The sequence below is a fragment of the Paenibacillus sp. 01T47 genome (genome assembly GCF_056398245.1).
The window spans coordinates 436951-458907 of record NZ_JBFTPA010000002.1; the positions used below are offsets into that span (position 1 = coordinate 436951).

Sequence of the window (21957 nt, forward strand, 5' to 3'; positions counted from 1 at the left end):
TATCACCTGTTCCTTTTTCTTTTTGCATCCAATTGAAATCGCAGCATACGCCTCTTACGATTAACGTCAGCAAAGAGCCTTCTCGCTGCCGAATGGCTGGGATCGAGCCTCATTGCTTCCCTCGCATGAATAACCGCTTTATCGTATTGGCTAAGCGATGCATACAAAACGCCAAGCGTATAAAATGCATCGAAGCTTAATGGGTCAAGCAGTGCTGCTCTCTCAAGTAACGGTGCTGCCTCATGGAGCTCAGGCGGTACTTTGGCCAGCAAAAAATTAGCCTCCGCTTGCAAAATTCCGGCTTCTACGGTTTGAAGATGATATCTATATTCCGCAAGCTCGGGCGCAAGCCTAACGGCTGATTCTGCATGCTGCTTCGCTTTTGTCCATTTACCGCTTCGTGCGCAAGATACGGCGCATGTATGATAATAGAATGCATTTTCCGGTTCAACCTCAATGGCTTTCTCAAACCAATATATCGCTTGCTCGAAATCACTATTAAAGATGAATTCATAAGCCTTTTTCATGCAGCTCTCTCCATCCATCCGCCCATCCTCCTTGTACACAGGTTGATGGTACAGCATATGTATGGAGCTTGTTTACTGTTCGGTTATTTTCTTCGTCCACCGATTCGCATCGCGCGTAGTGAATTTATGCATAACCTTATTATGCGCTTCGGTTAAATCTATATTGAGGGAATTAGCGAAGCAAGAAAGAATAAATAAAATATCACCAAGCTCCATTTCAACGGAATTATCCGCTTCATCGGCTTTTTTAGGTTTTTCGCCGTAGAAATGGTTTACTTCACGAGCAAGCTCGCCCACTTCTTCGGACATTCTAGCCATCAAAGCAAGAGGACTGAAATAACCTTCTTTAAATTGAGAAATATAATCATCAACTTCTCGCTGAATATCTGATAACGTTTTTTCCGACATCTGTACATTTCCTTTCTGTCGATAGCTATACATTCATATGTTAACTTAAAGACGCAAATAAAATCAATGTTTTTAAATTGCTTTCTTTAGATAGCAAAAAAGTCGTCTATTGCAACATTCTGCAGCAACTAATTTGGCTGCTAAAAATAAATGTGCGCAATATCGACTTTCATGTCTTTATTCTAATCATTGCTTCAAAAAAACAATGCATTTACATATCATTTAGGATCTATCATCTACCCATTAGGAAATAGGCTTGACTCCAAAAGGATTTTCTTTATATTTTCTCCAGCCTGTGTAAGTAAGAATGGCTGAAATAAATGCGCCTAATAAAAGTGTCCAGCGCAAAGGATTCGAAATAGGCACTGCTGCGACAACGGGAACATCCGCTTCTAAATGATTCTGATTAAACATTCGAGTGAGTGTATCCTTTAGTTCCTGCACTGATCGATTAATGCTGGCGACATTATTTTTATCTTTGCGAGATGCTTCCAGCAGTCGATTCGTATACTGAATTCGCTCCATCAACTCTGTTTCATGCTTGCTCCCGTACATCATACTGACAGCAGGTTTAATACGATCTGCATGTTTTTCCAAGCTTATCATTACAGCTCGTGCTGCTATAGCTCCATCATCAGTTTGGCGCTTCCAAGCTTTTTCCACACGCGAAATATCATCCAGCATAATCTTCTCATATTGTAGCCACAAGGCATTATTAGGCCTTGCAAGAGCATCAGCAGTTAATTTAATTCGGGCTGCCTCTACAAACCAGCTTGTCCCAAGTGAGCCTTTAACGAGCGTTTTCTCAATTGTATTGGCATCTCGTTCAACAGCTTGCCACCCTTCGGCATTACCAGCTGCATATTTAAGCTCTCCATCAACCAATTGCTGAAGCTGTTGGACATATTGATAAGCTGCTTGTCGATTATTTGTATAAGCTGCTTCATATAATGAGCTTGCAATATTATCCATCCGTTGAACCTGTTTACTTGGATCTGACGTCAGCCGGGACGCAAAAGCTTGAAGACTAGCTCCGCTGCCCCAGACTAAATTAGCATAACCTATCGTCATGACGATACATACGACGAATGGAATAATAAAACGTATCTTCATGGACATCCCCCCATAATACAACTTATGAAGGGATGTCCATCGTTATACCTTCTTTCTAAAACGCCATACGAGTAATCCAGCTGCCAAACTAAAGAAGGATAAACCGTAGGTGAATATGCGAACTGCATCCAAATCATCGTACAATTGTTTGGCAAGGTATGGAAATATCCCATATGTATAATCAACCGTGTCATTAAGAAGAAGCCATCCTGTAGCTACAATAAGCGAGACAGCTCCTGCTTTCATAAATCTGAAAAAAAGCAATGCCTCAAACGCCATTCCAAGATGTGAAGCCATAAGCATATAGTGCTGCCAGTTCAGCTCAGACCCCTGCCATGCTCCCGCTACAATCATCGACACAGCCCAAATTCCGTATTTGACTGAGCATACAACAGCCAAACCTTCAATAATGTACCGCAAAACTGTTACAAGGCCGTTTGAACGCTTAGGCGGAAACAAAAAATAAAGTAGAGCAATCGTAAAAAACAGACTTGCTGTAGGTGAATCGGGCACAAAAACAATTTGCCATAAGGGGTGGCTATCTAACGTTTCAGCTAATTGTGACTCGTACCAGATGTAGCCATAAACCGTTCCAAAAAAATTAACAATAAAAAGCAACCATAAAAATGGTCGGCTTAGTAAAAATTCACGGCTCCAAAAAATAGCGAGCATGATGAATCACTTCTCCTTCGCTTTATCATTAAAAAGGACTTATATTCGAAGAAAAACCTGACCGTGTAATACGATCAGGTTTTTTTCGATGATTTATTCTGTTGCCGCTTTTTGTTTGGACAGCCAAGTAGTCAGCTGATCAATTTCTTCGGCAGATAAAGTATCAGCGAAAGCTGGCATGCCGTTACGACCATTCGTAACTACTTCTACAAGCTGCTCTTTCGACAAAACGTCACCAACGCCAACCAAGCTAGGAACAGATCCTTGGCCTTTGAGGTCAGCTGCATGACAGCTGATACATTTTGCTTGCTCAGCAATTTTCATTGCTGGATCATTTGCATCAACAAGTGATGCTTCTACTGCTGGTTTCGTGTAGTTCGGACGCTCTTGGCCTGCTAGTGCAGCCTCACGCGCCTTCTCTTCACGCTCAATATGTTCCGGTACTTGTCCGTTAATTTCAAGCTGATGCTGGTAGTGATCCCAAGAAACAACTGTCAAGTAAACGCAAGCTACAAGTGTTAGCCCCATCAATGAAGATGCAATCGGACGACGGTAGAAGCGGCGTTCCTTGCCAGTGTCGAGGAATGGTGCTAGCAACAATGCGCCAAACATGACTCCGGGAATACCTACTGTTCCGAGCAAGATGTAATCTTGCGAAACATATGGGTATTTCAAAAATTGATACAAGAACAAAAAGTACCAGTCCGGCATCGGTATAAATGCCGCATTCGTTGGATCTGCTGGATAACCTAGTGGTGCTGGCTCAGCAATAACCCATACAAGAAAACCAACCAAAACGACACAGCCGACCATCCATTCCTTAAGCAGGAAGTTTGGAATAAACGCTTCCGATTTACCTGGAAAAGACGTGTAGTCCGGAGGAATGTTCGGATGGTTGTTTTTCTTAACACGCGAGTCGCCTACATAGACAACCTTCTCGTTCGAATTATGACCATGCGCCATAAGTATGCCTCCCTTCGCTTAAAGTGGTCCCGAAATACCTTGTTTCCGAATCATGATAAAGTGCGCTGCCAACATTGCAATCAAAGCGCCAGGTAAGAAGAATACATGGATCGCGAAGAAGCGAGTTAGTGTTTGTGCGCCTACGATATCGCCGCCGTAAAGGAATGAAGCGAGATACGGTCCGATTACCGGTACGGATTCAGCAATTTGGACACCAACTTTTGTTGCGTAGTAAGCTTTGTTATCCCAAGGAAGCAGGTAACCTGTAAATCCTAGGCCTAACATGATGAAGAAGATCAGCATTCCGACAACCCAGTTCATTTCCCTCGGCGCTTTGTAAGAACCGGTAAAAAACACTCGAAGGGTATGTAAGAACATCATAACAATAACTAAGCTTGCCCCAAAGTGGTGCATGCCTCGAACGATTTGTCCGAATGCAACCTTGTGCTGCAGGTAATCAACGCTTGCATATGCGTTGATAATATCCGGAACATAATACATCGTCAAAAACATACCGGACAAAATTTGAATAACAGTGATAAAAAACGTGAGACCGCCGAAACAATATACGAATGCGGAAAAATGATGCGCTGGGTTAACGTGCTCAGGCACTTCATGGTCAGCCACATCTCTCCACAGAGGCGTAATGTCAAGACGCTCGTCGATCCAGTTGTAAACACTTTTAAACATCTGCCATACGACCTCCTTATTTCATTCTTGTATTCGGCATTACTGGACCCAAGTACACGAAGCCGTCTTCAAGCTTCACTTCGTACTCATCCAATGGGTTCGGGGCAACTGTAATGTTTTTCCCGTCTTTCGTGTAGCGCGCATCGTGACAAGGACAATCGTATTCATTTTGACCTTTTGTGTTCCATCCGATCGTACAACCTAAGTGTTTGCAAACTGGTGAAAGTGCAAAGATCTTGCCATTTGCATCCTTCGAAATCCAAGCTGCAAGCTCTGGGTCACTTACGTACCAACCGTCGATCTGATGAATTTTAAATTTGAATTCTTGCGGTTCGTTCGTAATTTTGCTCTCTTCCACAACTTTTACGTATGTACCCTCGCCCTTTTTCTTAAGGAGTGGATCCACTGCGAAACGAACCATTGGTAATACCGCGCCGCCCATCATAAATGCAGTTGTGCCACCAAGCGTATATGACAAAAATTGACGCCGGGACATTTCTTTGCGCTGAACCGGTCGATGCGCGGTCTCGTGTTGTTCATGGTTACTCATCTTCTGTTCTAACCCCCTTTGCCAACCATATCTCGCGTCTTGCCGCAGGGCAAAAACACATGACGAACTAGGACATAACTTATAATAGCCTAGGTGCTTGGGAGCGTCAAGAATATGGCTTCATATTTGAACGTTTATCAAATTATCGTTCAATAATTTGTTATCATTTTGTCACATTTGACCTTGTCTGGCATTTGTTTTCCCCGAAATCTAACTATATTATACGACAATTTTATGAAATTCATGTAGTCTGTCCACTCCATAAACTCCGTATCGCATTAGAAACATCAGATTGCTGCGGAAACTCACCATCTTGATTCGGACCAAACCATAAATCCACTTCTGGACACTCGGCAATCAATTGATTATTTGCAGTTACCGCAATAACATAACGAAACCCGCCGCGCTTCGCCGCAGCACACCACTCATTTAAATGCTCTGAGAGACGCTCGCTGTCGGAGATGTAATGCCATGCAGGATAAGTGACCACCCTCCCTTTAAAAGGGATTTCAATTAAATCCATTATGTCCCTAAGCTGCTCAAGCCATTCTGTTGCCTCATACGGCTTTGCTGCATTCGGCATTCCAGTCACAGGAAGCAGGCAAGTATCCAAATATGGACTTAACTCATCCCATTGCTCTTTTGTTATTTCACTAAATTTCATCGTTTACATTCTCACTCCTTAACATAATTGCAGCCTATATCAACATCACTGCTTCTATGTTAACTCCATTTCCGCTCCTTGCCAAACCAAATGTACAGAAAAAAGCCTCCCTGTGTCAAAACCGAACAGATTCGTTCGCATTTAACTGGGAAGCTTCCTCGCTCAATCGTCATTTTTACAAAAAAGACGATACGCGTTATTTTTTTAAAGCATTTAGCTGTTTTGCGAGACGGTAAAACGTATCCTCGTCACCAGCGGCCAATGCTTTGTCAATTGCCGTATAAATTTGGTTGGTTTGAAATTTCAATACCGCTTCGTCAAGCACAAACTCTGCGGCCAAACCTAGCATGGCTTCATACGTTACTTTCATTTTGTCCATAGGATACACCTCCAAACCGGCGTTAAGAGATCCTATATTCTATTCCCTTTGTCACGTAGCTCTCCATCGTTTTTTTCATACGCAGTAAATCGTCCTCTGTTAACTCTCTTACGACTTTGGCGGGTGATCCGATAGATAGAGTATAGGATGGTATTTTTTTGTTCTCTGTAACAATCGAACCGGCTCCTATTAAAGCATATTCACCAATGTCTGCGCCGTTAAGTACGATTGCCCCCATTCCAATTAATGTGCCTCTGCCTATCGTACAGCCGTGTATTATAGCGGCATGGCCGATAGACACCTCATCAGCTAGAATCAAAGGTTGATTCACATTCAAGTGACCGACGACTCCATCTTGAATATTGCAGCTATGACCGATTTGTATAGGTGCAAGATCCCCTCGCAGTACTGCATTAAACCAAACGGTGCTTTTCTCAGCAATCGTTACGTCACCAATTATTTTTGCACCTTCAGCTATGTATACATCTTCATGAATCTTTGGCATTACGCCTTTGTATGGGATCAACAATTTTCTTCAGTCCTCTCCAAGCGATCAAATATAACAAGCCATTTCTGTCGTATTCTTATACTGTAGCTTATATTTGATCTTACTCCAAGAGTACGATTTCCAAAATCAATGGACCACTATCGGACCTGATTCCTCAAGGCTCACGCCAGCAACTACAGCTCGTCCTGCCTTGGTCATACGGACTACAGCCCCATAAATCGGATGCTCCCCAAGCCGAAGCAGCCCCAAATGAACCATCATAGCCATAATTCTCTGTTCCAAAATCGTATTTGCATCATCGTAAAAATAAGGCTTAATGAACGGAACAAGTACCGTTCTGAGCGACTCAACCGTAACCCATTCCACAGCGAGGGTGTTAATCCAATGCACGAGCGACAGTAAATGTGTAATTGGTCCCTTGTATAGCTTCAACCAATATCGATAGATTTGCTCTGCTTCGCTTGAAGGCCTGCTCTTCATGCGCTCTTCACCTGGACCCGTAACTGTCAAAAGCGTCTGATTTTCATTGATATACTTTGCGTGATAACAGTAATCGTATACGAATGAGAAACGATTCGGATATTGGTTAAAATGTCTGCCATATCCAAAACGCCATGCTCCTTTTGCAGGCAGCTCCTCTTGCACGCCAAAACGATCAAGCAGCTGCAGCGTAAATCGCTTGTACATCGACCCATCAGCTGTTAGCTGGATTTCATTATGGTACGTGTAATGAAGCAGATGTGTAATATCGTCGTGAATAAGCATTTGCTCATCCCGGTAAATAGGCGGCTCATCCGTATACTGCAGATCAGCGGCAAACCTCCTCGCAAGCGTATCGCGGAAGCGCGTCTTCAAATCGTTTGGAACCTGAAAGAGATATCTGCTTGGACCACTGAAGCCATTGAACAACCAACCGTGATGCTTGAATTTAGCTATCATTTCTCGCGGGCTAAGCTGCTTTTCGACTGCTTCTGTCTTTTTTTTGCTGCGTTTTGTTTTTTTCGGCGGGTCTAACTCCGGTTTGATGATCTCTTCCCCAAATCTGCTGTGCTGCACCCGAGCGAGCAAATCCTCTAAACTAAAGGAGTTTCTTGCTTCGAATAGCAAAGAGTTGAGGAATCGTAAATCCTCCATCTTCATGCTGCTTATTTGCGCTTCAAAAACATCATTTCGACTTACGGTAGAGAGAATGGATTGGATCAAATCGTTTTTGGAATGTCCATTGCATTCGCAACGGTAAACATCTGCAATTCTGCTAAGTTGTTGAATATCCGCGTACCCTAGCATATCCGATAAATTCATAGCTCTCTCCTTTCTACAGAAGCCGCCTTATCACTCGGGCGCCCCGCTTCGTAAGGGTATTGTGTAATGAATAAGCGTCAGTTGATATCATTATGGGAAAATATCTATTGTTTTATAACCTAGATTACAAGGAGTTTATACAAAAAAAGCCGCACCTTAATAAATAAAGGCGCAGCTCGTATGCGATTCCTATGCTTCATTTAAATGGATCGTGCAATTATACAGCTGCGGATGCCATTTCTCATCACGCAGCTCCAGGATAGAGTAAGACAAGTTGGATAAATATTGATCCTCGAGATCCGAACATATCTCTTCCATGATTTGAGCCAAAAAGCTGCCATGAGAAACGACAAGCAAGTTGCGCTTTGGATACTTCAGCTTCCATTCATTAATTGCGCTCAAGCCTCTTGCTCTGACCTCATCATTAGACTCTACACCTTCAGCAATTTCTCGCCAATTCGTTCCCCAGCGTTCGTGACGCTCCTGCTCCCTCGTGCCTTCAACCTCGCCAAAATACCTCTCTCTCAAGCGCGGCTCACTTTCAAGCAAAGGAATATTTAACTTCGAAGCGATAATCTGTGCTGTCGCATGAGCCCGCTGCAGATCACTTGATATAACAGCATCCCATATCTGGTCTTCACGGCTTAATCGCTCTGCCAATGCTTTGGCTTGTACAATACCTACTTCATTCAATGGAATATCCGTTTGCCCTTGAATCTTTCCTTGTTCATTCCAGTCCGTCTTACCGTGGCGCACTAATCCAATCAACAAGCCGTATTCAGCTCCTTTATATAGTAGACATAACAAAAGCTCCCTAGGGAGCTTTATCATACATCAACATTAGCTTCGTGTTCTAGAGAGCCAGTTCAAAATCAGCAGCGTCATAATAAGACCAAGCAAGGACAATGCAACATAATATTGCGGGAAGGCCGGCATAACCTTTAGAACGAATGGCTCGCTAATGCTGGCAACCGGAACCTCTGCATAAAATCCTGCTGTAATTAAACCATCACCAGACGCATTTGCTGTGTCCATCAATCCGCTTAGCTCGGCAATTTCAGCTTGTGAAACACCGCCATCATTATCAAATATGAATACAAAGAATGCACTTGCAAACAAAGCCATACAAGCTGCAACGATCAGCGCGATATTACGGCGAAACGACTTCGAAAACTGATAGCTTTTGTGCGGAACAGGCATTAACCAAGATTCCTCAGCGTAAATGCGATCCATCACATTTCGATTCACATGCTCCATAGGACCGAGGCTCTCATCTTCCTCCGATAAGAAACGAATGATATCCTCGCTTTCTTCCCACAGCTCAAACTGCTCCGCACATGTCTTGCACTCAAGCAAATGAGTGTCTATTGCTATCCGCACTTCATCGTGATCAGCTAAATCCCAATATTCGCCGAATTTGTCTTGCGCATCGTTGCAATTCATCTCGTATTCATCCCTTCGAATTCCTCCATCAGCGGCGATTGTCCGAAATACGGCTCCAGCTGCGTTTTTACGCTTGCTCTTGCTCGGAATAGCAGTGATTTAACAGAACTGACCGTTTGTCCTAAAATATTAGCAATTTCTTGATAGTCCAGCTGGTCATATTCCCGAAGAATAAGCGCTGAGCGTTGTTTTTCTGGCAAGTTGTTTATCGCTTCTCGCACCATCGCCATACGTTCATTTCTTAGCACATGCTGCTCAGGAACCGCATCAAGCGCTGCGACAGGCTCGAATCCCGATTCATCAAGCGACACATGCGCTGATTTTTGCTTGCGAAGCTCGCTAAGTACTGTATTTCGCGCAATCGTATATAACCACGTCGAAAAAGAAGCATCCAATTCGCGAAACGAATGAAGGCTGCGGTAGGCTTTATAGAAGGTCTCAGAACACAAGTCTTCGGCCATAAGCTCGAGCTTTGCACTCTTCAGCATGTGATAAATAAACGCTAAAATTTTTCGTTGGTAGCGCCGCATAAGCTCGGAGTACAGCTCGACATTGCCATCCTTTATCTCTCGTATCAACTGGGAATCAGTCATGACAGGCGAACCTCCTCCACCTGCGGATTATTCCCGGACCGCTATATATCATTGTACCGTCCCGGGAACGAAAAGTTGCGGTGTTTATCATAATTAATTCAAAAAACACGAATATACATATAATTCGTGTTTCGAGGGCAAATTCCTGCCTCTTTCGACAAAAGGATAAAATACAATATTTTTACAAATGTGGGTGCGCAAATATACGTTTTGGACTCAAGCTGATCAATAACTATGTATTGGAAATAAAGTTTTATTCTACTCGCCTTATAGAGTTCTTGCAATATAAATCGCTTTCTTTAAGCTGGGAAAGGTTCACATTCATGATTTTTGACTCCAATGGGGAACATGACTATGCACAATAATTTAAACAACAACTTGGAGGTAATAACCGTTATGAAAAAAACAATTATCGCCGTTTTCTCAGCATGTTTAATCTTTAGTGCAAGCTCTGCTGTGTACGCTGCTGCTCCTGTATCTGAAAAAGAAATGCATATGAAGAAAGTGGAAGAAAAGAAAAAGCATCAAATGCATGTAAAGAAAATGGAAGAGAAAAAGAAACATAAAATGCATGCTAAAAGCCTTCATGCAAAAAGCATCCATGCAAAAAAAGCTCATGAAAAAAACCTACATGCTAAAAGCTTGAAAGCAAAAACTTTGAAGGCAAAAAACTTGAGAGCAAAAGAAATTACTAAAATGCCGAAAACCGGCTTCGGCGGCGCCAGCGAACAAGCTGAATAAACAGTAAAAAACGAGGGGATCTACTCTCCCCTCTCTTACTAACTTTGAAAAAGTTTATATTGCAATTGATAGCTGCAGCTATTTTTGCCGGTTGTACAGCCTGCAGCTACTCAAATGATCAAGATCATGGTATTAAGCCTCAAATAACAACAACAAAATCTGAGTATAATGAACCCATTGTAAAAGCAGAAACCATGCCGAGTCCACCGCCTACAAATCATAATCAAATCATTCCGAATACAATTTCTAAAGTAAAATTAGAGGGAATCGTACCCATTAAACTTTCCATTCCCGCTCTAGAAATCGATGCGATCATAGATCCAGTCAGCATAACAGAAAACGGCCAAATGGATGTTCCATCAAGCACCAAGAGGGTAGGGCTATTATCTAATGGCATTCTTCCTGGCATGGTCGGCAATTCAGTTATAGATGGACATGTTGACAGCCATACAGGACCAGCCGTATTTTACAGATTAAAGAACATAAAATTAGGTGACATGATTTCAATAAAAAGTAAAGAGGACTGCACCATCGATTTTAAAGTGGAATCGATTGAAATATTCAAAACATCCGAGGCTCCACTTTCGAAAATTTTTGGTCCCGCGGACGAGTCTCGTTTAAATTTAATTACATGCACTGGTAAATTCAATCGTAAAAATCAAGAATACTCAGAACGGCTCGTCGTTTTTGCAAAACGGCACTCCGATAAAAAAATATGCAAATCTGCAAGCAGCTAAAACCCATGATCTGATTCAGTTGAATAGTGGAGGTCAAAACGACGCCATTAATTGAATCATTGATGGGTTTTTTCTATCGTATTCATCCTTCTAACCGCATATGTACATTTACTTTTTTATCATATCCCTCCCCTACCTATTTCCTTCTAATAGTCACATGACATAGAAACTATGCCTCTGTAACAAACACACAAACACTTAAATAGATACAAACATATCTTATATAGCAGTCAAATAAGAGGAGGTTTTTAAATAATGGCTCATAATATCGGTATTATCCTCGTTCTTTTCATTCTTTTGGTTATTGTCGCTTGCAGCTGCGGTGTCTTCGGTCGTAATGAGAGAAACGATGACAGAGAAGAAAACAACGATGTACGCAGCAACGAAAACAATAGAGTAAGCGACAGAGGTTACAACGGCGGTTGTGGAGTAGGCTATTAATCCCTCAATTTAGCTTCAGACATGGATAATTTGTATTTCCCTGCCAAACAACCAATAACTAAACGGCATCCATGTATAACTTACTTTCTAAACAGCAGCAAGGAGGTGAATTTCTTATATCAGGATCAGTAGGCGGTGCTCACAATAACATTGGTTTTATTCTCGTGTTGTTTATTTTGTTAGTCATTATTTCTTGCAGCTGCGGTATTTTCGGTGGCAGATACTAGTCGTATATAAGATCCAGTTTAACAAGATTCCATTAGATTATTTGCTCTATCTTCATTTACTAGTCTAATGACATTGAAACTATGTCTATGTAACAAACACACAATCAAAAAATGAGAGTCAATCATACGTTATATAGTAGTTAAATAAGAGGAGGTTTTAAAATAATGTCTCATAATATCGGTACGATCTTGGTTCTTTTCATCTTATTAGTCATTGTTGCTTGTAGCTGTGGCGTATTGGGCCGCAATGAAAGAAGAAATGAAAATCAAGTTGAAAGTGTCAACGAAAAAAGAAATGACAGAGTGAGCGACAGAGGTTACGGCGGCTGTTGCGGAGGCTACTAATCCTATTTTCACCACTCTGCTCGCTCTATGAGATGGATAAACATACTCTATCTACCCATTATCCTGTCTTATAGCTATAGCTTTAACTAACTTGCTCTATAAGATAATACAAGGAGGTGAATGTTTTATGTCAGGATCAGTTGGCGGTGTAAATAATAATATTGGTTTTATTCTTGTACTCTTCATTTTGCTCGTGATTATCTCTTGCAGCTGCGGAATTTTCGGTGGTAACAACTACTAATCATTAGCGATTGGATATGACTTATTCACTTGTCCTACAGACTACAGAGTATCCTTAACGGTCTTCCCTATACAAAACCTCTAATCCCCTATTATAGGCTAATGATACTGGGCATATGTCACCCCATGACAAATATCCAGTCACTAAGCTTTTGCAATGCATACCTTACAATGTATTCAAGTCGCAAGGAGGTGGATGTTTAATGTCAGGATTCGTTGGTGGTGCTCATAATAATATTGGTTTTATTCTGGTACTGTTTATTTTGTTGGTGATTATCTCTTGCAGCTGCGGTATTTTCGGTGGTGGTTACTAATAAATAATAATTGAAGGGCTTACTGCTGCTCTCACGCATTCAAAATGCTGAATACACTTAAGCCTCTCCAGAAGACCCATTATGTGGGTCTTCTTTTTTTTATTTTGAATCTAATCCTTGCTTACATAGTCAAAAAAATGTTCACACATGCTCTTTCAGATGTAGCCCTTAATTGAATTACCTTTTTTTATGAAAGTATTGACAAAATAGTAAAACCGCTAAATAATAAAATAAATACATTAGTTAGTAAATTAATTAATTTGAGGAGGTCTTTTATTGAAAGTATTCATTACAGGAGTTACTGGGTATGTTGGCTTAGCAGTAGCTAAACAATTCCTATCCCAAGGTTATCAAGTTTCCGGATTAGTTCGAACACATGAAAAAGCTGAGCAATTAATAAAATTAGGCATCTCCCCTGTAATAGGCGATCTTGCTGATCTGGCTTTGCTGGCGGAATGTACTCTTGCTGCTGATGGTGTCATTCATACTGCTATCTCGCATAGTTCTGACATGGAAAAATTAGATGTTCTTGCAGTTGATGCCATGTTAGACGGTTTGGAAGGCACTGGCAAAACATTCGTATATACGAGCGGAACGTTAATCTATAACGATACGCTTCATAATGTCGTTGATGAGGATTCGGCTGTAAATCCATTGCCGTTCTTGCAATGGAAAGCAAATCAGGAGCAAAAAGTGCTGACAGCTGCTGAGAGAAACATTTGTACTGTCGTTATTCGACCAGCTCTCGTTTACGGAGGTGGTGGCGGTTTAGTTGGGGCGACTATTCAAAGAACGAAGCTCACTCAATTCGCCAAATACGTTGGTGATGGACTAAACGCATGGTCAACCATTGATGTAGACGACTTGGCAAACCTTTATGCATGCGCTTATACATTTGCATCTCCTGGGGCGTTATATAACGCTGCTTCCAGGGAACTCATTACGACCAAAGAGCTCATAATAGCAATTGGCAAAATTGCCGGCGTCGCTGAAATTGAATCGTGTAGTTATGAGGAAGCTGTTCATGTTTTGGGCCCTGCTGCTTGGGGAGCGAGCATTAACCAAAGAATATCTGGTTTGCGTGCTGAACAGCAGCTGCAATGGAGCCCCTCTGCCAACTCGATCGTCAAAGAAATGGAGGAAGGTTCTTACCAAGCTCTGGCAAAAATAAAACGATAGTCCGTTACCGGACTATCGTTTGGATGCTTCGCTATCTTCATAAGTATTCAGAAATTTTATGGATTTAGCTAATATTCGTATGAGTTGCTCGGCGTCATCTGCACCTAGATGTTCTCGCAAGTGCTGAAAACGTTCAAATAGCTCTGTCTCCCTTGCTCCAACAAATTCATGTCCAGCTTCAGTTGCTGTAACAAGAATGGATCTCCGATCACTTGCATCCATCGTACGAGTAATATACCCGATCTGTTCAAGCGATTGTATGACATGCGTCACAGCAGCTGAGGTTATTTTCAACTGTTTGCTTAGATCGGAAACTTTAATGCCATTAGAACCCGGCGGACATAAATACGTCAAGTAAACAAGCAAATTGGATTCGCTCTGCCGGAGCTCCTTAGAAGGACTAAACACATGCCCGACACGCTTCAATTGACCGAATACGAGCGCAAGTTCCTTCGTTAAGTGATCTATATTCGTTCCTTGAAAGTTATCGTCATTACTCATACCATTATGAGCCCCCATAAGCTTTTTCCAATTTATTTTTAAATTATTTACTAAATTAATAATGGTGTCAAGATGGAAAGTCAAGCTTCATTTTTTATGGATGACTCAAAGTTAATCCATTCCTTATCTTTCATTTAACGGTTTAAACGTCCTGCCCGCGATGAGTATGTACTGTAATTCATTTGGCTGAATGATCGTGCCTCCACCTGCGTTTAATTGTTTTTTGATGATGGCATCCTTTTTAACAGCTGGTCTTGGCCTATCCTTAATATCCACTGTAGAATCATCTGCATCCATGATGGATGAGTGTTCAAAATATACAAAAGTATGCAGATCCTCTTGTCCCTCCGGTATATCTTTCCCTGTACTATTTTTGGCAGTTACGGTTAGATCAATGAGCGATACTTTATTTTTCACAAAGACATTATATGAAATTTCTATTGGCTGGAACGCATTGGGGTCTGCTGTTCTTGCTATCCCTACTCGGTCATCATCAGAAAGATACTTCAGTTTTCCTTGCTTTAATAATCGTTCGTCATTCAAAGTGATCACATTATTTTCATTCGTGACTTTAAAAGAGAAGGAATCAAAAAGTATTCGAGCTGGAACGAGCAGAAAACCTTTCTCCACTACTGCTTTAGTGTCCATCTCTACATTTTGACCATTAACCTTTGCAGTCTTATTGCCTGCCTGAATTTGAACAATGTTCTCCCCTTCTTTAATTTCAGCTGTTTTCGTTTGGTTATTATAAGAAACTGTAGCACCCAGCAATTCACTTACAGATCTTAATGGTAAAATCAATCGATTCTGTTTATCAACATAAGGCTCCTTTGGATAGGTATATGCCACATAATAATTGTTCATTTTCAAAATAACGGGTGTACTTTTTTTGGGTGCAGCATAACTGACAGCTGTTATGGAGAACATCATTACACCCGCAATGGTCAATTTTATTAATTTTCTCATCATTTAACAAACACTCCTTTTTTAGCATTTATGGATAAAACGTAATTCTCTATCCATTTGTTGCGCTAAAGCCCGAATTAGGTAATGCTTTTCAAATTTTGAAATGATATATTGAAATCATTAGCTAGGAAAGGATGATTGCCGATGTTATGCATCTTTTTCGAATACTTCAATATTACTAATGTCAATAATCTACCTATAAATCAAAAGGATGGTCCTATTTGAAAATTAACAATAGCAAAAATATTCCTGTCCGTTTTTTCATAAACGACAAAATTAGGCTTGAAAAAAATGCTTTAGAAGAACTTGATCAACTCCTCACCGTCAATGAATCTGTAGAAACCCTGAAACAGCACACTAGCGGTTATTTTACGAACGAAAATGCAAAAATTGAAGAGGTAGCGATCACTCCCGATTTCCACAAAGGCAGTGGCATTCCGATTGGTACAACCATCTTCACCAAAGGATTTGTCATCCCTCAAGCTGTAGGCAATGACATTAATTGTGGCATGCGGTTATACACGACATCGCTGAAGGAAAATGATATCCGGTCAAATCTTAAACAAATCGAATCCGATATTCGTCATATTTTCTTTGAAGGCGGACGTCATATACCAATGACAAGGGTGCAGCGTGAAGCTATTTTCAAAGAAGGATTAATGGGTATTCTCGAGACACAGAAATCGATTAAGTGCAATGGTTTGTGGGAATTTTATGATGCTAAGCAGCAAGAGGACGACCTTTTAAAGGTAAATCGATTTGGTTCATTTATTACGGATAAAGTAGATGGACTGGATAGTTATTTAGGCAGCGATGATTTGTCCTATGATAGTCAGATTGGATCGATCGGCGGCGGCAATCATTTTGTAGAAATTCAGAAAGTAGTGAATATACGCAATCATGCTTTGGCAAAGGAATGGAATATCAAAGCTGGCCAAATCGTCGTTATGATTCATACAGGCTCTGTATCTATCGGGCATCACGCAGGTCTGAACATCAAAGAAATGCTTAAAGAAATTTACCCCGCCTCTCTTAAGCATCCAAGCAATGGGATCTATGTCCTGCCTCATTCCGAACAATATGAATATCAATGGAATCGTTATTGGAACCTCCTTCATAACGCAGCAAACTTCGCTTTTGCGAATCGCTTATTTCTGGGGCTTATGCTTCAAAAGTCTTTGTCCAAAAGCTTAAAAGATTTTGAGTATAAATTGCTCTACGATGCCCCTCACAACTTTGTATGGGAAGAAACGATTGATGGCAGCGAAGGTTTTATCCATCGCAAAGGCTCTTGCACAGCAAAGTCAGCTGAACAAATGGCCAACACCCCTTTTCAATTTACGGGTGAGCCGGTCTTTATACCTGGATCCATGGGAGCGAAAAGCTACATTCTTGCAGGACTAGGCAATCGTGAGAGCTTATTCAGCGCTAGTCATGGTGCTGGTCGAAGCCTTTCAAGAGGAGATTCAGTAAAAGTAGATGATGCTTTGTTTCGCGAATTTATTTCCAAGTTTAATATTGTTACACCTATTGATCCGAACCGTAACGATATTAAATCCAGACAGGATATACTCAAGAAATGGGAAGAAGAATTGAAGAAAGAGGCTCCTTACGCTTACAAGGATATCAATGCCATCATCGAATCACATGAAGAACACGGCATGGCACAAATTGTTGCAGAAGTTGAACCTATTTTAACGATAAAAGGGTAAAGCTTTTTATACTGAAGGTTTAGTGGTTTAAACTAAAATATTTCATTTTTAATAATTAAAACAGCAAAAAAGCCACGTCCTTGTGACGTGGCTAACAGATGACATTCTATATTTTAGACAGCTTTATTTTAACCATGTGTCCAATAAGTGTGAAACAGGATTATATATGTAGATAATCCCATCCAAAGGGTTGGGGAGTCCAATATGTAAAGCTTGAGCAATGCCTATTACAGTCCCAAACAGCAGAAGAATGGAAAATATCCATAATTCTTTTTTTGATTTTCCTCTTAATAGCGCAGGAACATCAATGGCAATAATTAAAGCGACCGCTACAAGGATCACTATGATAGGTACCATATGTGCATCTTCACTCCTCTTTCTTCATGTCTTCCAGAAAGGAATTAGACACCGTACCTAAATGTCGAATCTTATGATTTACCTTCACATTTACTGGCATCGTCTCAAAAGTGTGATCCCAATTTTTTTTGAGCTTTCTCCAATCTTTAGGATTCGAACGATGAATAACATCCCCAAATCCAAAAATATCAACTTTGTATTTTTTCTGCACTTTTTTTACTGTCGCGTCAATGAAACCTTCCACTTTGCTGTTTGCTAGCCTTTCTACTTCTGCAATATTTTTCGTCTCCAACAAATCTATGGAGCATTGTACTTCCCCTATATTAATTTCTATTCGTACTTCAATATCGATCTGAGGTTGTCCATTCTTTACGCTGCCTTTGACCTTTGTCTTAGACCGAATGACCTCGAACGTAATTTTGCCGCCTTGTGGACAAGCAACAAAACCAACCGTGCTTTTAATTTCATCGCTAATATAGTTGTATGCTTTGCTTTCAGTTTCATTTAGCCAACCAATCAACTTATCCTTCTTAAATACCGCGAGTCCCGAATATTGCAATGTAGTTGGGGTCAGAACCTTCTCCATATTTCTCTTTTCTTGCCCTATTTGCTCGTCTCCCAAAACAACAAGACCTGTTAATACAGGATCTCTTCCTTCGCTCACGAGTGTAGTAATAAGCTCATCCAATGTAACCGTTGTTGTTGGAGCCCATTGCTGCTCAGAAGTCTGAAGAGTAGAGAACAGACTGACCGCGGGGATCGTTTCCAGCTTTGTTAATACTTTTAGCGTATTCTCGGCAGTCGTATGCTTTGAAACAACGATAAAGAAATCAGTACGAATTTCTTCATCTCTTGACAAGAGATCTAACGCCTGACCGATTCCTTCCTTAGCTAAGGATTCGCCAAGAACCACAATTCGCAGATGGGAAGGATAGATTTTACGAGGGTTTACTGTAGTCATTTTGCGTATTGCTTCGAAAATGGTATTAGCCGTGATTTGATACGTCGTGACGGGTGTCTTGTCACCGCCCTTCTTCCCTGCAACTTCAGTCGGCTCGACGACCTGAACGGAAACCTTATATTGATTTCCGACCTTGTCAATCCCCAAAGCTACAGCGATTGCGAGCTCATTCAACTCACGGCCCTTCCAACAACCTGTGACGAATATAAGCGAGATGACAATTAAACAGAGTAAATATCTTTTATGCATCATCGATTATCCACCTGCATTATCGCGCGACGGTTCAGAATGACTACTTTGTTCGCGAATGATGTTGTTTTTATTGATCAATCTAGGTCGCGCAATCATTGCCCATCGGGGGAATCGGAATATGGTATCCTTTTGCTCTTCAAGATTAAATGGTGCAAATGGACTCAGGTAGGGAACTCCGAATGAACGCAAACTGCACAAGTGAAGTACGAGTGCAAAAATCCCAATAATAATCCCGAACAACCCAAAAGAAGCAGCAAGTATCATCAAAGGAAAACGAAGCATTCTAAAGGTCATGGACATGTCGAAGGCCGGAAGCACAAAGCTGGCAATCCCCGTTAGTGCAACGACGATTACCATGGCGGCAGATATAATCCCCGCCTCAACAGCCGCTGTTCCAATAACCAATGTTCCTACAATGGAGACGGCCTGTGCAATGGCCTTTGGCATTCTTAAGCCAGCTTCCCGTAAAATTTCAAATGTTACCTCCATCATCACGGCCTCGATGAACGCTGTAAAAGGTACCCCTTCTCGTTGAGCAGCCAAACCGATTAACAGCTGCGTAGGCAGCATTTCCTGATGGAATGTAGTGACAGCAATGTAAAGTGACGGACCTAACAGAGAAATAAAAATACTAAGAAAACGAAGCATACGAATCAACGTGCTGATATCCGCGCGCGTATAATAATCCTCAGCAGCCTGTATAAACGAGATAAATAATGCTGGGACGACCAATACAATCGGCGTTCCGTCAACCAAAATGGCTACTTTCCCTTCCAAAAGCTCAGCTGCTATGACATCCGGACGTTCCGAATGATACAACGTAGGAAAAGGAGTATAGGTTTTTTCCTGAATTAATTCTTCAATGTAGCCGCTCTCCAATATGCCATCAATATCGATCCGATCGAGACGACGATGCACTTCTTCTACTATCTTGTCATTTGCAATTCCTTTGATATACATGATCGATACATCGGTTTTTGTCACTCTCCCAATTGACGTTGTTGTGAGCCATAAATTAGGATCTTTTATTTTGCGGCGGATTAACGCCGTATTGGTTCGAATACATTCTGTAAAGCCTTCTTTCGGTCCCCGAATGACGGTCTCTGTCGTGGATTCCGTGACTGCACGGTCTTTCCAGCCTCGCATGCCGATGATGAACCCTTGGGCGCAACCGTCCAATAAAAGAATGACATCTCCAGACAACAAAGCAGTTGTCAAAGCACCAAATTCAGAAACATCCTTGATAGCTCCTACCGTTAGAATTTGATCCTTCACAACTTGGAGGATCTTATCTGGGCTTGATTCGTTTGGGTCAAGCTCCGTATTAGGGATGCTTGGCATAAGCGATTCGATGATGAATTTCTGCACAGATTGCAGATCCGTTAAACCATCTGTATAAAATATCCCGGCTTTAAATTTCTCTCCTGCTCCAATCTGAATTTCTCTGATCACAATATCGCTGCTATGACCTAGCATATTTTTTACATATTGGATATTATCATCAAGGCATAAATTCAACCTTTTTTCTTGGGCAGCTTTGTTGGAATCTATACGCTTGCTTGCTGGAAGATCCATCTTGTTTTTTGATTGATTATTGAAAAACCCCATTTGCCTATGTTCCTCTCTGCTCTGAAATAGGGTAAGTTTTTTGAAAATATCTTTAACATTTGTTAACCAAACTTCGTTGATTCATACATTCATTGAATGAAGAGAGTGACTAGGACAAGTGTTTATCTAACAAAGTAAAAGGTAACAATGAGAAGATGCTGCAATGCTTTAGTCAAAGCTAATGGGGAATGGTTTTTATGGACGATATAATATAATGCAGATAACTTAGAAAGAGGCCAAAAATGGTAAGAGACATCAAAATAAATGTGCGTCAATTTACCGTGTTAGTCATATTGTATTCCGTTGGTACTGCTGTCTTAATTATTCCATCAACATTAGCTGAAATCGTCAAACAAGATGCTTGGATCGCGGCTATTCTCGGTGTGGGATTAGGGATGTTACTCGTATTATTGTACAATGCCGTAGGGAATATTTATCCAGAAATGACCCTAGTTGAAAAAAATGAGAAGCTTCTCGGACGCTGGCTGGGAAAGGCCGTTTCTATTACCTTTGTTTTTTTTGCATTCATTACAGCGGCAGATCTTTTGTATTATATGGCGGATTTTATAACTACACAGATCATGGCCGACACACCAGCGCAAGCTATTCATATTCTTTTTGCTTGCATAGTCATCATGGGAGTTCGTCTTGGTCTTGAAAATCTAGCTCGGACAGCGGAGTTTTTTTTCCCTTGGTTCGTTTTATTATTTATCATATTAGTCATTTTCATCTCGCCGCAAATCGACAATCACAACATTCAACCCGTATTTGATACTGGAATAAAACCGATGATTCGTTCTACTTTAATCTTCACAAGTATTTTCTCTCTTTCCCCTGTTGTTTTTTTAATGATTTTCCCTGTTTCAGTGAATCAACCTAAAAAAGCACAAAAAGCTTTTTTGATAGGCACATTTATAGGGGGAATCATTTTAATTATTATTATCGCTTTGGCTATTCTAGTTCTCGGTCCTGATACAACAGGAAGGCATATGTATCCAAGTTTTGCGCTAGCCAAAAAAATAAACACAGGAAATTTTATACGTATTGAAGCCATAATGGCTGGAATATGGTTTGTCACGATTTTTTTTAGAACATCACTGTATTTTTACGCAGCTGTAATCGGTCTTGCACAAACGTTGAACTTAAAAGACTACCGCTCACTTACGTTACCTTTAGGGATGATCATGGTCGTATTTTCCCTCATTTTACATCCTAATGTCCTTCATGGAATTGAATTCAACAAAGGAGCATGGATACCTTATGTCTCGACATACGGACTCATTCTTCCTTTGATTTTATTAGTCGTTCATGCGTTTCGAAAACAGTTTTTAAAAAACTAACGTTTGAAAATAGGCTGTCCAACAAGTCATTTAGATGATTGGACGGCCTTTATTAATTACACTCCCCTACTCCTGCATTGTTCATCGATTCGTTACATTTCACCCTCCATATAGCTCTATCGAGTCATATTATTTTCACTTCATAAAGGGCATACTGATTTCAGCCCAATTGGAAGCTGTAATCATTTATTCATTGTGAAATACATCACATAGTTTGAAAGCGA

At 41.0% G+C, this 21957-nt stretch carries 28 protein-coding genes; 9 read left to right on the top strand and 19 right to left on the bottom strand.

Annotated features, from left to right (window positions below):
* Positions 1-2: 2 nt before the first annotated feature.
* The 14 genes from AC1DOV_RS06005 to AC1DOV_RS06070 form a co-directional block, all read right to left on the bottom strand.
* The gene (locus tag AC1DOV_RS06005; RefSeq protein WP_477509639.1) at positions 3-545 is read right to left on the bottom strand and encodes a tetratricopeptide repeat protein; all 543 of its coding nucleotides are present in this window, start codon (positions 543-545) and stop codon (positions 3-5) included.
* 54 nt (positions 546-599) lie between these two features.
* Positions 600-935 carry a nucleotide pyrophosphohydrolase gene (locus AC1DOV_RS06010; protein WP_076265695.1) on the bottom strand — a complete coding sequence of 112 codons (336 nt, stop codon included), beginning with the start codon at positions 933-935 and terminating at the stop codon, positions 600-602.
* Between the two features lie 243 nt (positions 936-1178).
* Positions 1179-2048: a sporulation protein YpjB gene (locus tag AC1DOV_RS06015; RefSeq protein ID WP_477549432.1), complete on the bottom strand. Its 870-nt coding sequence runs from the start codon at positions 2046-2048 to the stop codon at positions 1179-1181.
* Between the two features lie 42 nt (positions 2049-2090).
* The gene (locus AC1DOV_RS06020) at positions 2091-2723 is read right to left on the bottom strand and encodes a DUF1405 domain-containing protein (RefSeq protein ID WP_477549600.1); all 633 of its coding nucleotides are present in this window, start codon (positions 2721-2723) and stop codon (positions 2091-2093) included.
* 90 nt (positions 2724-2813) lie between these two features.
* Positions 2814-3683: a menaquinol-cytochrome c reductase cytochrome b/c subunit gene (locus AC1DOV_RS06025; RefSeq protein ID WP_076265692.1), complete on the bottom strand. Its 870-nt coding sequence runs from the start codon at positions 3681-3683 to the stop codon at positions 2814-2816.
* An 18-nt stretch (positions 3684-3701) separates the two neighbouring features.
* Positions 3702-4373, bottom strand: coding sequence for a menaquinol-cytochrome c reductase cytochrome b subunit (qcrB, locus tag AC1DOV_RS06030; RefSeq protein ID WP_053376377.1), 672 nt, complete (start codon positions 4371-4373; stop codon positions 3702-3704).
* A 16-nt stretch (positions 4374-4389) separates the two neighbouring features.
* On the bottom strand, positions 4390-4923 hold the full coding sequence (locus AC1DOV_RS06035) for a Rieske (2Fe-2S) protein (RefSeq protein ID WP_339202870.1): 534 nt from the start codon (positions 4921-4923) through the stop codon (positions 4390-4392).
* A gap of 241 nt (positions 4924-5164) precedes the next feature.
* Positions 5165-5587 carry a DUF2487 family protein gene (locus AC1DOV_RS06040; protein ID WP_441875282.1) on the bottom strand — a complete coding sequence of 141 codons (423 nt, stop codon included), beginning with the start codon at positions 5585-5587 and terminating at the stop codon, positions 5165-5167.
* Positions 5588-5783: 196 nt separating this feature from the next.
* Positions 5784-5966: an IDEAL domain-containing protein gene (locus tag AC1DOV_RS06045; RefSeq protein WP_076265688.1), complete on the bottom strand. Its 183-nt coding sequence runs from the start codon at positions 5964-5966 to the stop codon at positions 5784-5786.
* Positions 5967-5988: 22 nt separating this feature from the next.
* Positions 5989-6495, bottom strand: a complete 507-nt coding sequence (locus AC1DOV_RS06050; protein WP_339202874.1) for a gamma carbonic anhydrase family protein — start codon at positions 6493-6495, stop codon at positions 5989-5991.
* Positions 6496-6600: 105 nt separating this feature from the next.
* A complete protein-coding gene (locus tag AC1DOV_RS06055; RefSeq protein WP_441875278.1) occupies positions 6601-7776 on the bottom strand; it encodes a hypothetical protein in 1176 nt (391 codons plus the stop codon).
* A gap of 189 nt (positions 7777-7965) precedes the next feature.
* On the bottom strand, positions 7966-8547 hold the full coding sequence (locus AC1DOV_RS06060; protein WP_477549433.1) for a histidine phosphatase family protein: 582 nt from the start codon (positions 8545-8547) through the stop codon (positions 7966-7968).
* 69 nt (positions 8548-8616) lie between these two features.
* The gene (locus AC1DOV_RS06065; protein ID WP_430058651.1) at positions 8617-9219 is read right to left on the bottom strand and encodes an anti-sigma factor family protein; all 603 of its coding nucleotides are present in this window, start codon (positions 9217-9219) and stop codon (positions 8617-8619) included.
* Positions 9216-9812, bottom strand: a complete 597-nt coding sequence (locus AC1DOV_RS06070; RefSeq protein WP_076265683.1) for an RNA polymerase sigma factor — start codon at positions 9810-9812, stop codon at positions 9216-9218. Before AC1DOV_RS06070 ends, AC1DOV_RS06065 begins: the two co-directional genes overlap by 4 nt.
* Before the next feature lie 396 nt (positions 9813-10208).
* Between AC1DOV_RS06070 and AC1DOV_RS06075 the strand changes: the two genes are divergently transcribed.
* The 7 genes from AC1DOV_RS06075 to AC1DOV_RS06105 all read left to right on the top strand — a co-directional run bounded on the left by AC1DOV_RS06075 (position 10209) and on the right by AC1DOV_RS06105 (position 14036).
* A complete protein-coding gene (locus tag AC1DOV_RS06075; RefSeq protein ID WP_477549434.1) occupies positions 10209-10553 on the top strand; it encodes a hypothetical protein in 345 nt (114 codons plus the stop codon).
* A 65-nt stretch (positions 10554-10618) separates the two neighbouring features.
* Positions 10619-11290 (top strand): class F sortase, encoded by a 672-nt coding sequence (locus AC1DOV_RS06080; protein ID WP_477509644.1) that lies wholly within the window; start codon positions 10619-10621, stop codon positions 11288-11290.
* A gap of 255 nt (positions 11291-11545) precedes the next feature.
* Positions 11546-11731: a hypothetical protein gene (locus tag AC1DOV_RS06085; protein ID WP_339202884.1), complete on the top strand. Its 186-nt coding sequence runs from the start codon at positions 11546-11548 to the stop codon at positions 11729-11731.
* 392 nt (positions 11732-12123) lie between these two features.
* The gene (locus AC1DOV_RS06090) at positions 12124-12303 is read left to right on the top strand and encodes a hypothetical protein (RefSeq protein ID WP_430058644.1); all 180 of its coding nucleotides are present in this window, start codon (positions 12124-12126) and stop codon (positions 12301-12303) included.
* A gap of 127 nt (positions 12304-12430) precedes the next feature.
* Entirely contained in the window at positions 12431-12544 is a 114-nt protein-coding gene (locus tag AC1DOV_RS06095) for a sporulation protein YjcZ (RefSeq protein WP_083681477.1), read from the top strand.
* Between the two features lie 202 nt (positions 12545-12746).
* Positions 12747-12857, top strand: a complete 111-nt coding sequence (locus AC1DOV_RS06100) for a YjcZ family sporulation protein (protein ID WP_441875260.1) — start codon at positions 12747-12749, stop codon at positions 12855-12857.
* A 276-nt stretch (positions 12858-13133) separates the two neighbouring features.
* Positions 13134-14036: an NAD-dependent epimerase/dehydratase family protein gene (locus tag AC1DOV_RS06105; RefSeq protein ID WP_477549435.1), complete on the top strand. Its 903-nt coding sequence runs from the start codon at positions 13134-13136 to the stop codon at positions 14034-14036.
* Positions 14037-14048: 12 nt separating this feature from the next.
* Here AC1DOV_RS06105 and AC1DOV_RS06110 read toward each other — a convergent pair whose 3' ends face one another.
* Positions 14049-14537 carry a MarR family winged helix-turn-helix transcriptional regulator gene (locus tag AC1DOV_RS06110; RefSeq protein ID WP_339202888.1) on the bottom strand — a complete coding sequence of 163 codons (489 nt, stop codon included), beginning with the start codon at positions 14535-14537 and terminating at the stop codon, positions 14049-14051.
* A gap of 123 nt (positions 14538-14660) precedes the next feature.
* Positions 14661-15506, bottom strand: coding sequence for a copper amine oxidase N-terminal domain-containing protein (locus AC1DOV_RS06115; RefSeq protein WP_477549436.1), 846 nt, complete (start codon positions 15504-15506; stop codon positions 14661-14663).
* A 218-nt stretch (positions 15507-15724) separates the two neighbouring features.
* On the opposite strand from AC1DOV_RS06115, the gene AC1DOV_RS06120 reads away from it, so the two are divergent.
* A complete protein-coding gene (locus AC1DOV_RS06120) occupies positions 15725-17215 on the top strand; it encodes an RtcB family protein (RefSeq protein ID WP_477549437.1) in 1491 nt (496 codons plus the stop codon).
* Between the two features lie 123 nt (positions 17216-17338).
* Here the strand turns inward: AC1DOV_RS06120 and AC1DOV_RS06125 are convergent, their stop codons facing one another.
* From AC1DOV_RS06125 to AC1DOV_RS06135, 3 genes are read right to left on the bottom strand one after another with little or no spacing between them, the layout of a single operon-like run.
* Positions 17339-17572: a hypothetical protein gene (locus tag AC1DOV_RS06125; protein ID WP_477509648.1), complete on the bottom strand. Its 234-nt coding sequence runs from the start codon at positions 17570-17572 to the stop codon at positions 17339-17341.
* A gap of 10 nt (positions 17573-17582) precedes the next feature.
* The gene (locus AC1DOV_RS06130; protein WP_441875245.1) at positions 17583-18785 is read right to left on the bottom strand and encodes a Ger(x)C family spore germination protein; all 1203 of its coding nucleotides are present in this window, start codon (positions 18783-18785) and stop codon (positions 17583-17585) included.
* Between the two features lie 3 nt (positions 18786-18788).
* Positions 18789-20393 (bottom strand): spore germination protein, encoded by a 1605-nt coding sequence (locus tag AC1DOV_RS06135; protein WP_477509649.1) that lies wholly within the window; start codon positions 20391-20393, stop codon positions 18789-18791.
* A 242-nt stretch (positions 20394-20635) separates the two neighbouring features.
* On the opposite strand from AC1DOV_RS06135, the gene AC1DOV_RS06140 reads away from it, so the two are divergent.
* Entirely contained in the window at positions 20636-21733 is a 1098-nt protein-coding gene (locus AC1DOV_RS06140; RefSeq protein ID WP_477549438.1) for a GerAB/ArcD/ProY family transporter, read from the top strand.
* The last annotated feature ends 224 nt before the right edge of the window (positions 21734-21957 follow it).

Bases quoted from the DNA above. Each gene is read 5' to 3' on its own strand.
- AC1DOV_RS06005 (WP_477509639.1), bottom strand. From the start codon at position 545: ATGGATGGAGAGAGCTGCATGAAAAAGGCTTATGAATTCATCTTTAAT.
- AC1DOV_RS06010 (WP_076265695.1), bottom strand. From the start codon at position 935: ATGTCGGAAAAAACGTTATCAGATATTCAGCGAGAAGTTGATGATTAT.
- AC1DOV_RS06015 (WP_477549432.1), bottom strand. From the start codon at position 2,048: ATGAAGATACGTTTTATTATTCCATTCGTCGTATGTATCGTCATGACG.
- AC1DOV_RS06025 (WP_076265692.1), bottom strand. From the start codon at position 3,683: ATGGCGCATGGTCATAATTCGAACGAGAAGGTTGTCTATGTAGGCGAC.
- qcrB (WP_053376377.1), bottom strand. From the start codon at position 4,373: ATGTTTAAAAGTGTTTACAACTGGATCGACGAGCGTCTTGACATTACG.
- AC1DOV_RS06035 (WP_339202870.1), bottom strand. From the start codon at position 4,923: ATGAGTAACCATGAACAACACGAGACCGCGCATCGACCGGTTCAGCGC.
- AC1DOV_RS06040 (WP_441875282.1), bottom strand. From the start codon at position 5,587: ATGAAATTTAGTGAAATAACAAAAGAGCAATGGGATGAGTTAAGTCCA.
- AC1DOV_RS06045 (WP_076265688.1), bottom strand. From the start codon at position 5,966: ATGGACAAAATGAAAGTAACGTATGAAGCCATGCTAGGTTTGGCCGCA.
- AC1DOV_RS06055 (WP_441875278.1), bottom strand. From the start codon at position 7,776: ATGAATTTATCGGATATGCTAGGGTACGCGGATATTCAACAACTTAGC.
- AC1DOV_RS06065 (WP_430058651.1), bottom strand. From the start codon at position 9,219: ATGAATTGCAACGATGCGCAAGACAAATTCGGCGAATATTGGGATTTA.
- AC1DOV_RS06070 (WP_076265683.1), bottom strand. From the start codon at position 9,812: ATGACTGATTCCCAGTTGATACGAGAGATAAAGGATGGCAATGTCGAG.
- AC1DOV_RS06075 (WP_477549434.1), top strand. From the start codon at position 10,209: ATGAAAAAAACAATTATCGCCGTTTTCTCAGCATGTTTAATCTTTAGT.
- AC1DOV_RS06085 (WP_339202884.1), top strand. From the start codon at position 11,546: ATGGCTCATAATATCGGTATTATCCTCGTTCTTTTCATTCTTTTGGTT.
- AC1DOV_RS06090 (WP_430058644.1), top strand. From the start codon at position 12,124: ATGTCTCATAATATCGGTACGATCTTGGTTCTTTTCATCTTATTAGTC.
- AC1DOV_RS06095 (WP_083681477.1), top strand. From the start codon at position 12,431: ATGTCAGGATCAGTTGGCGGTGTAAATAATAATATTGGTTTTATTCTT.
- AC1DOV_RS06100 (WP_441875260.1), top strand. From the start codon at position 12,747: ATGTCAGGATTCGTTGGTGGTGCTCATAATAATATTGGTTTTATTCTG.
- AC1DOV_RS06110 (WP_339202888.1), bottom strand. From the start codon at position 14,537: ATGAGTAATGACGATAACTTTCAAGGAACGAATATAGATCACTTAACG.
- AC1DOV_RS06115 (WP_477549436.1), bottom strand. From the start codon at position 15,506: ATGATGAGAAAATTAATAAAATTGACCATTGCGGGTGTAATGATGTTC.
- AC1DOV_RS06125 (WP_477509648.1), bottom strand. From the start codon at position 17,572: ATGGTACCTATCATAGTGATCCTTGTAGCGGTCGCTTTAATTATTGCC.
- AC1DOV_RS06130 (WP_441875245.1), bottom strand. From the start codon at position 18,785: ATGATGCATAAAAGATATTTACTCTGTTTAATTGTCATCTCGCTTATA.
- AC1DOV_RS06135 (WP_477509649.1), bottom strand. From the start codon at position 20,393: ATGGGGTTTTTCAATAATCAATCAAAAAACAAGATGGATCTTCCAGCA.
- AC1DOV_RS06140 (WP_477549438.1), top strand. From the start codon at position 20,636: ATGGTAAGAGACATCAAAATAAATGTGCGTCAATTTACCGTGTTAGTC.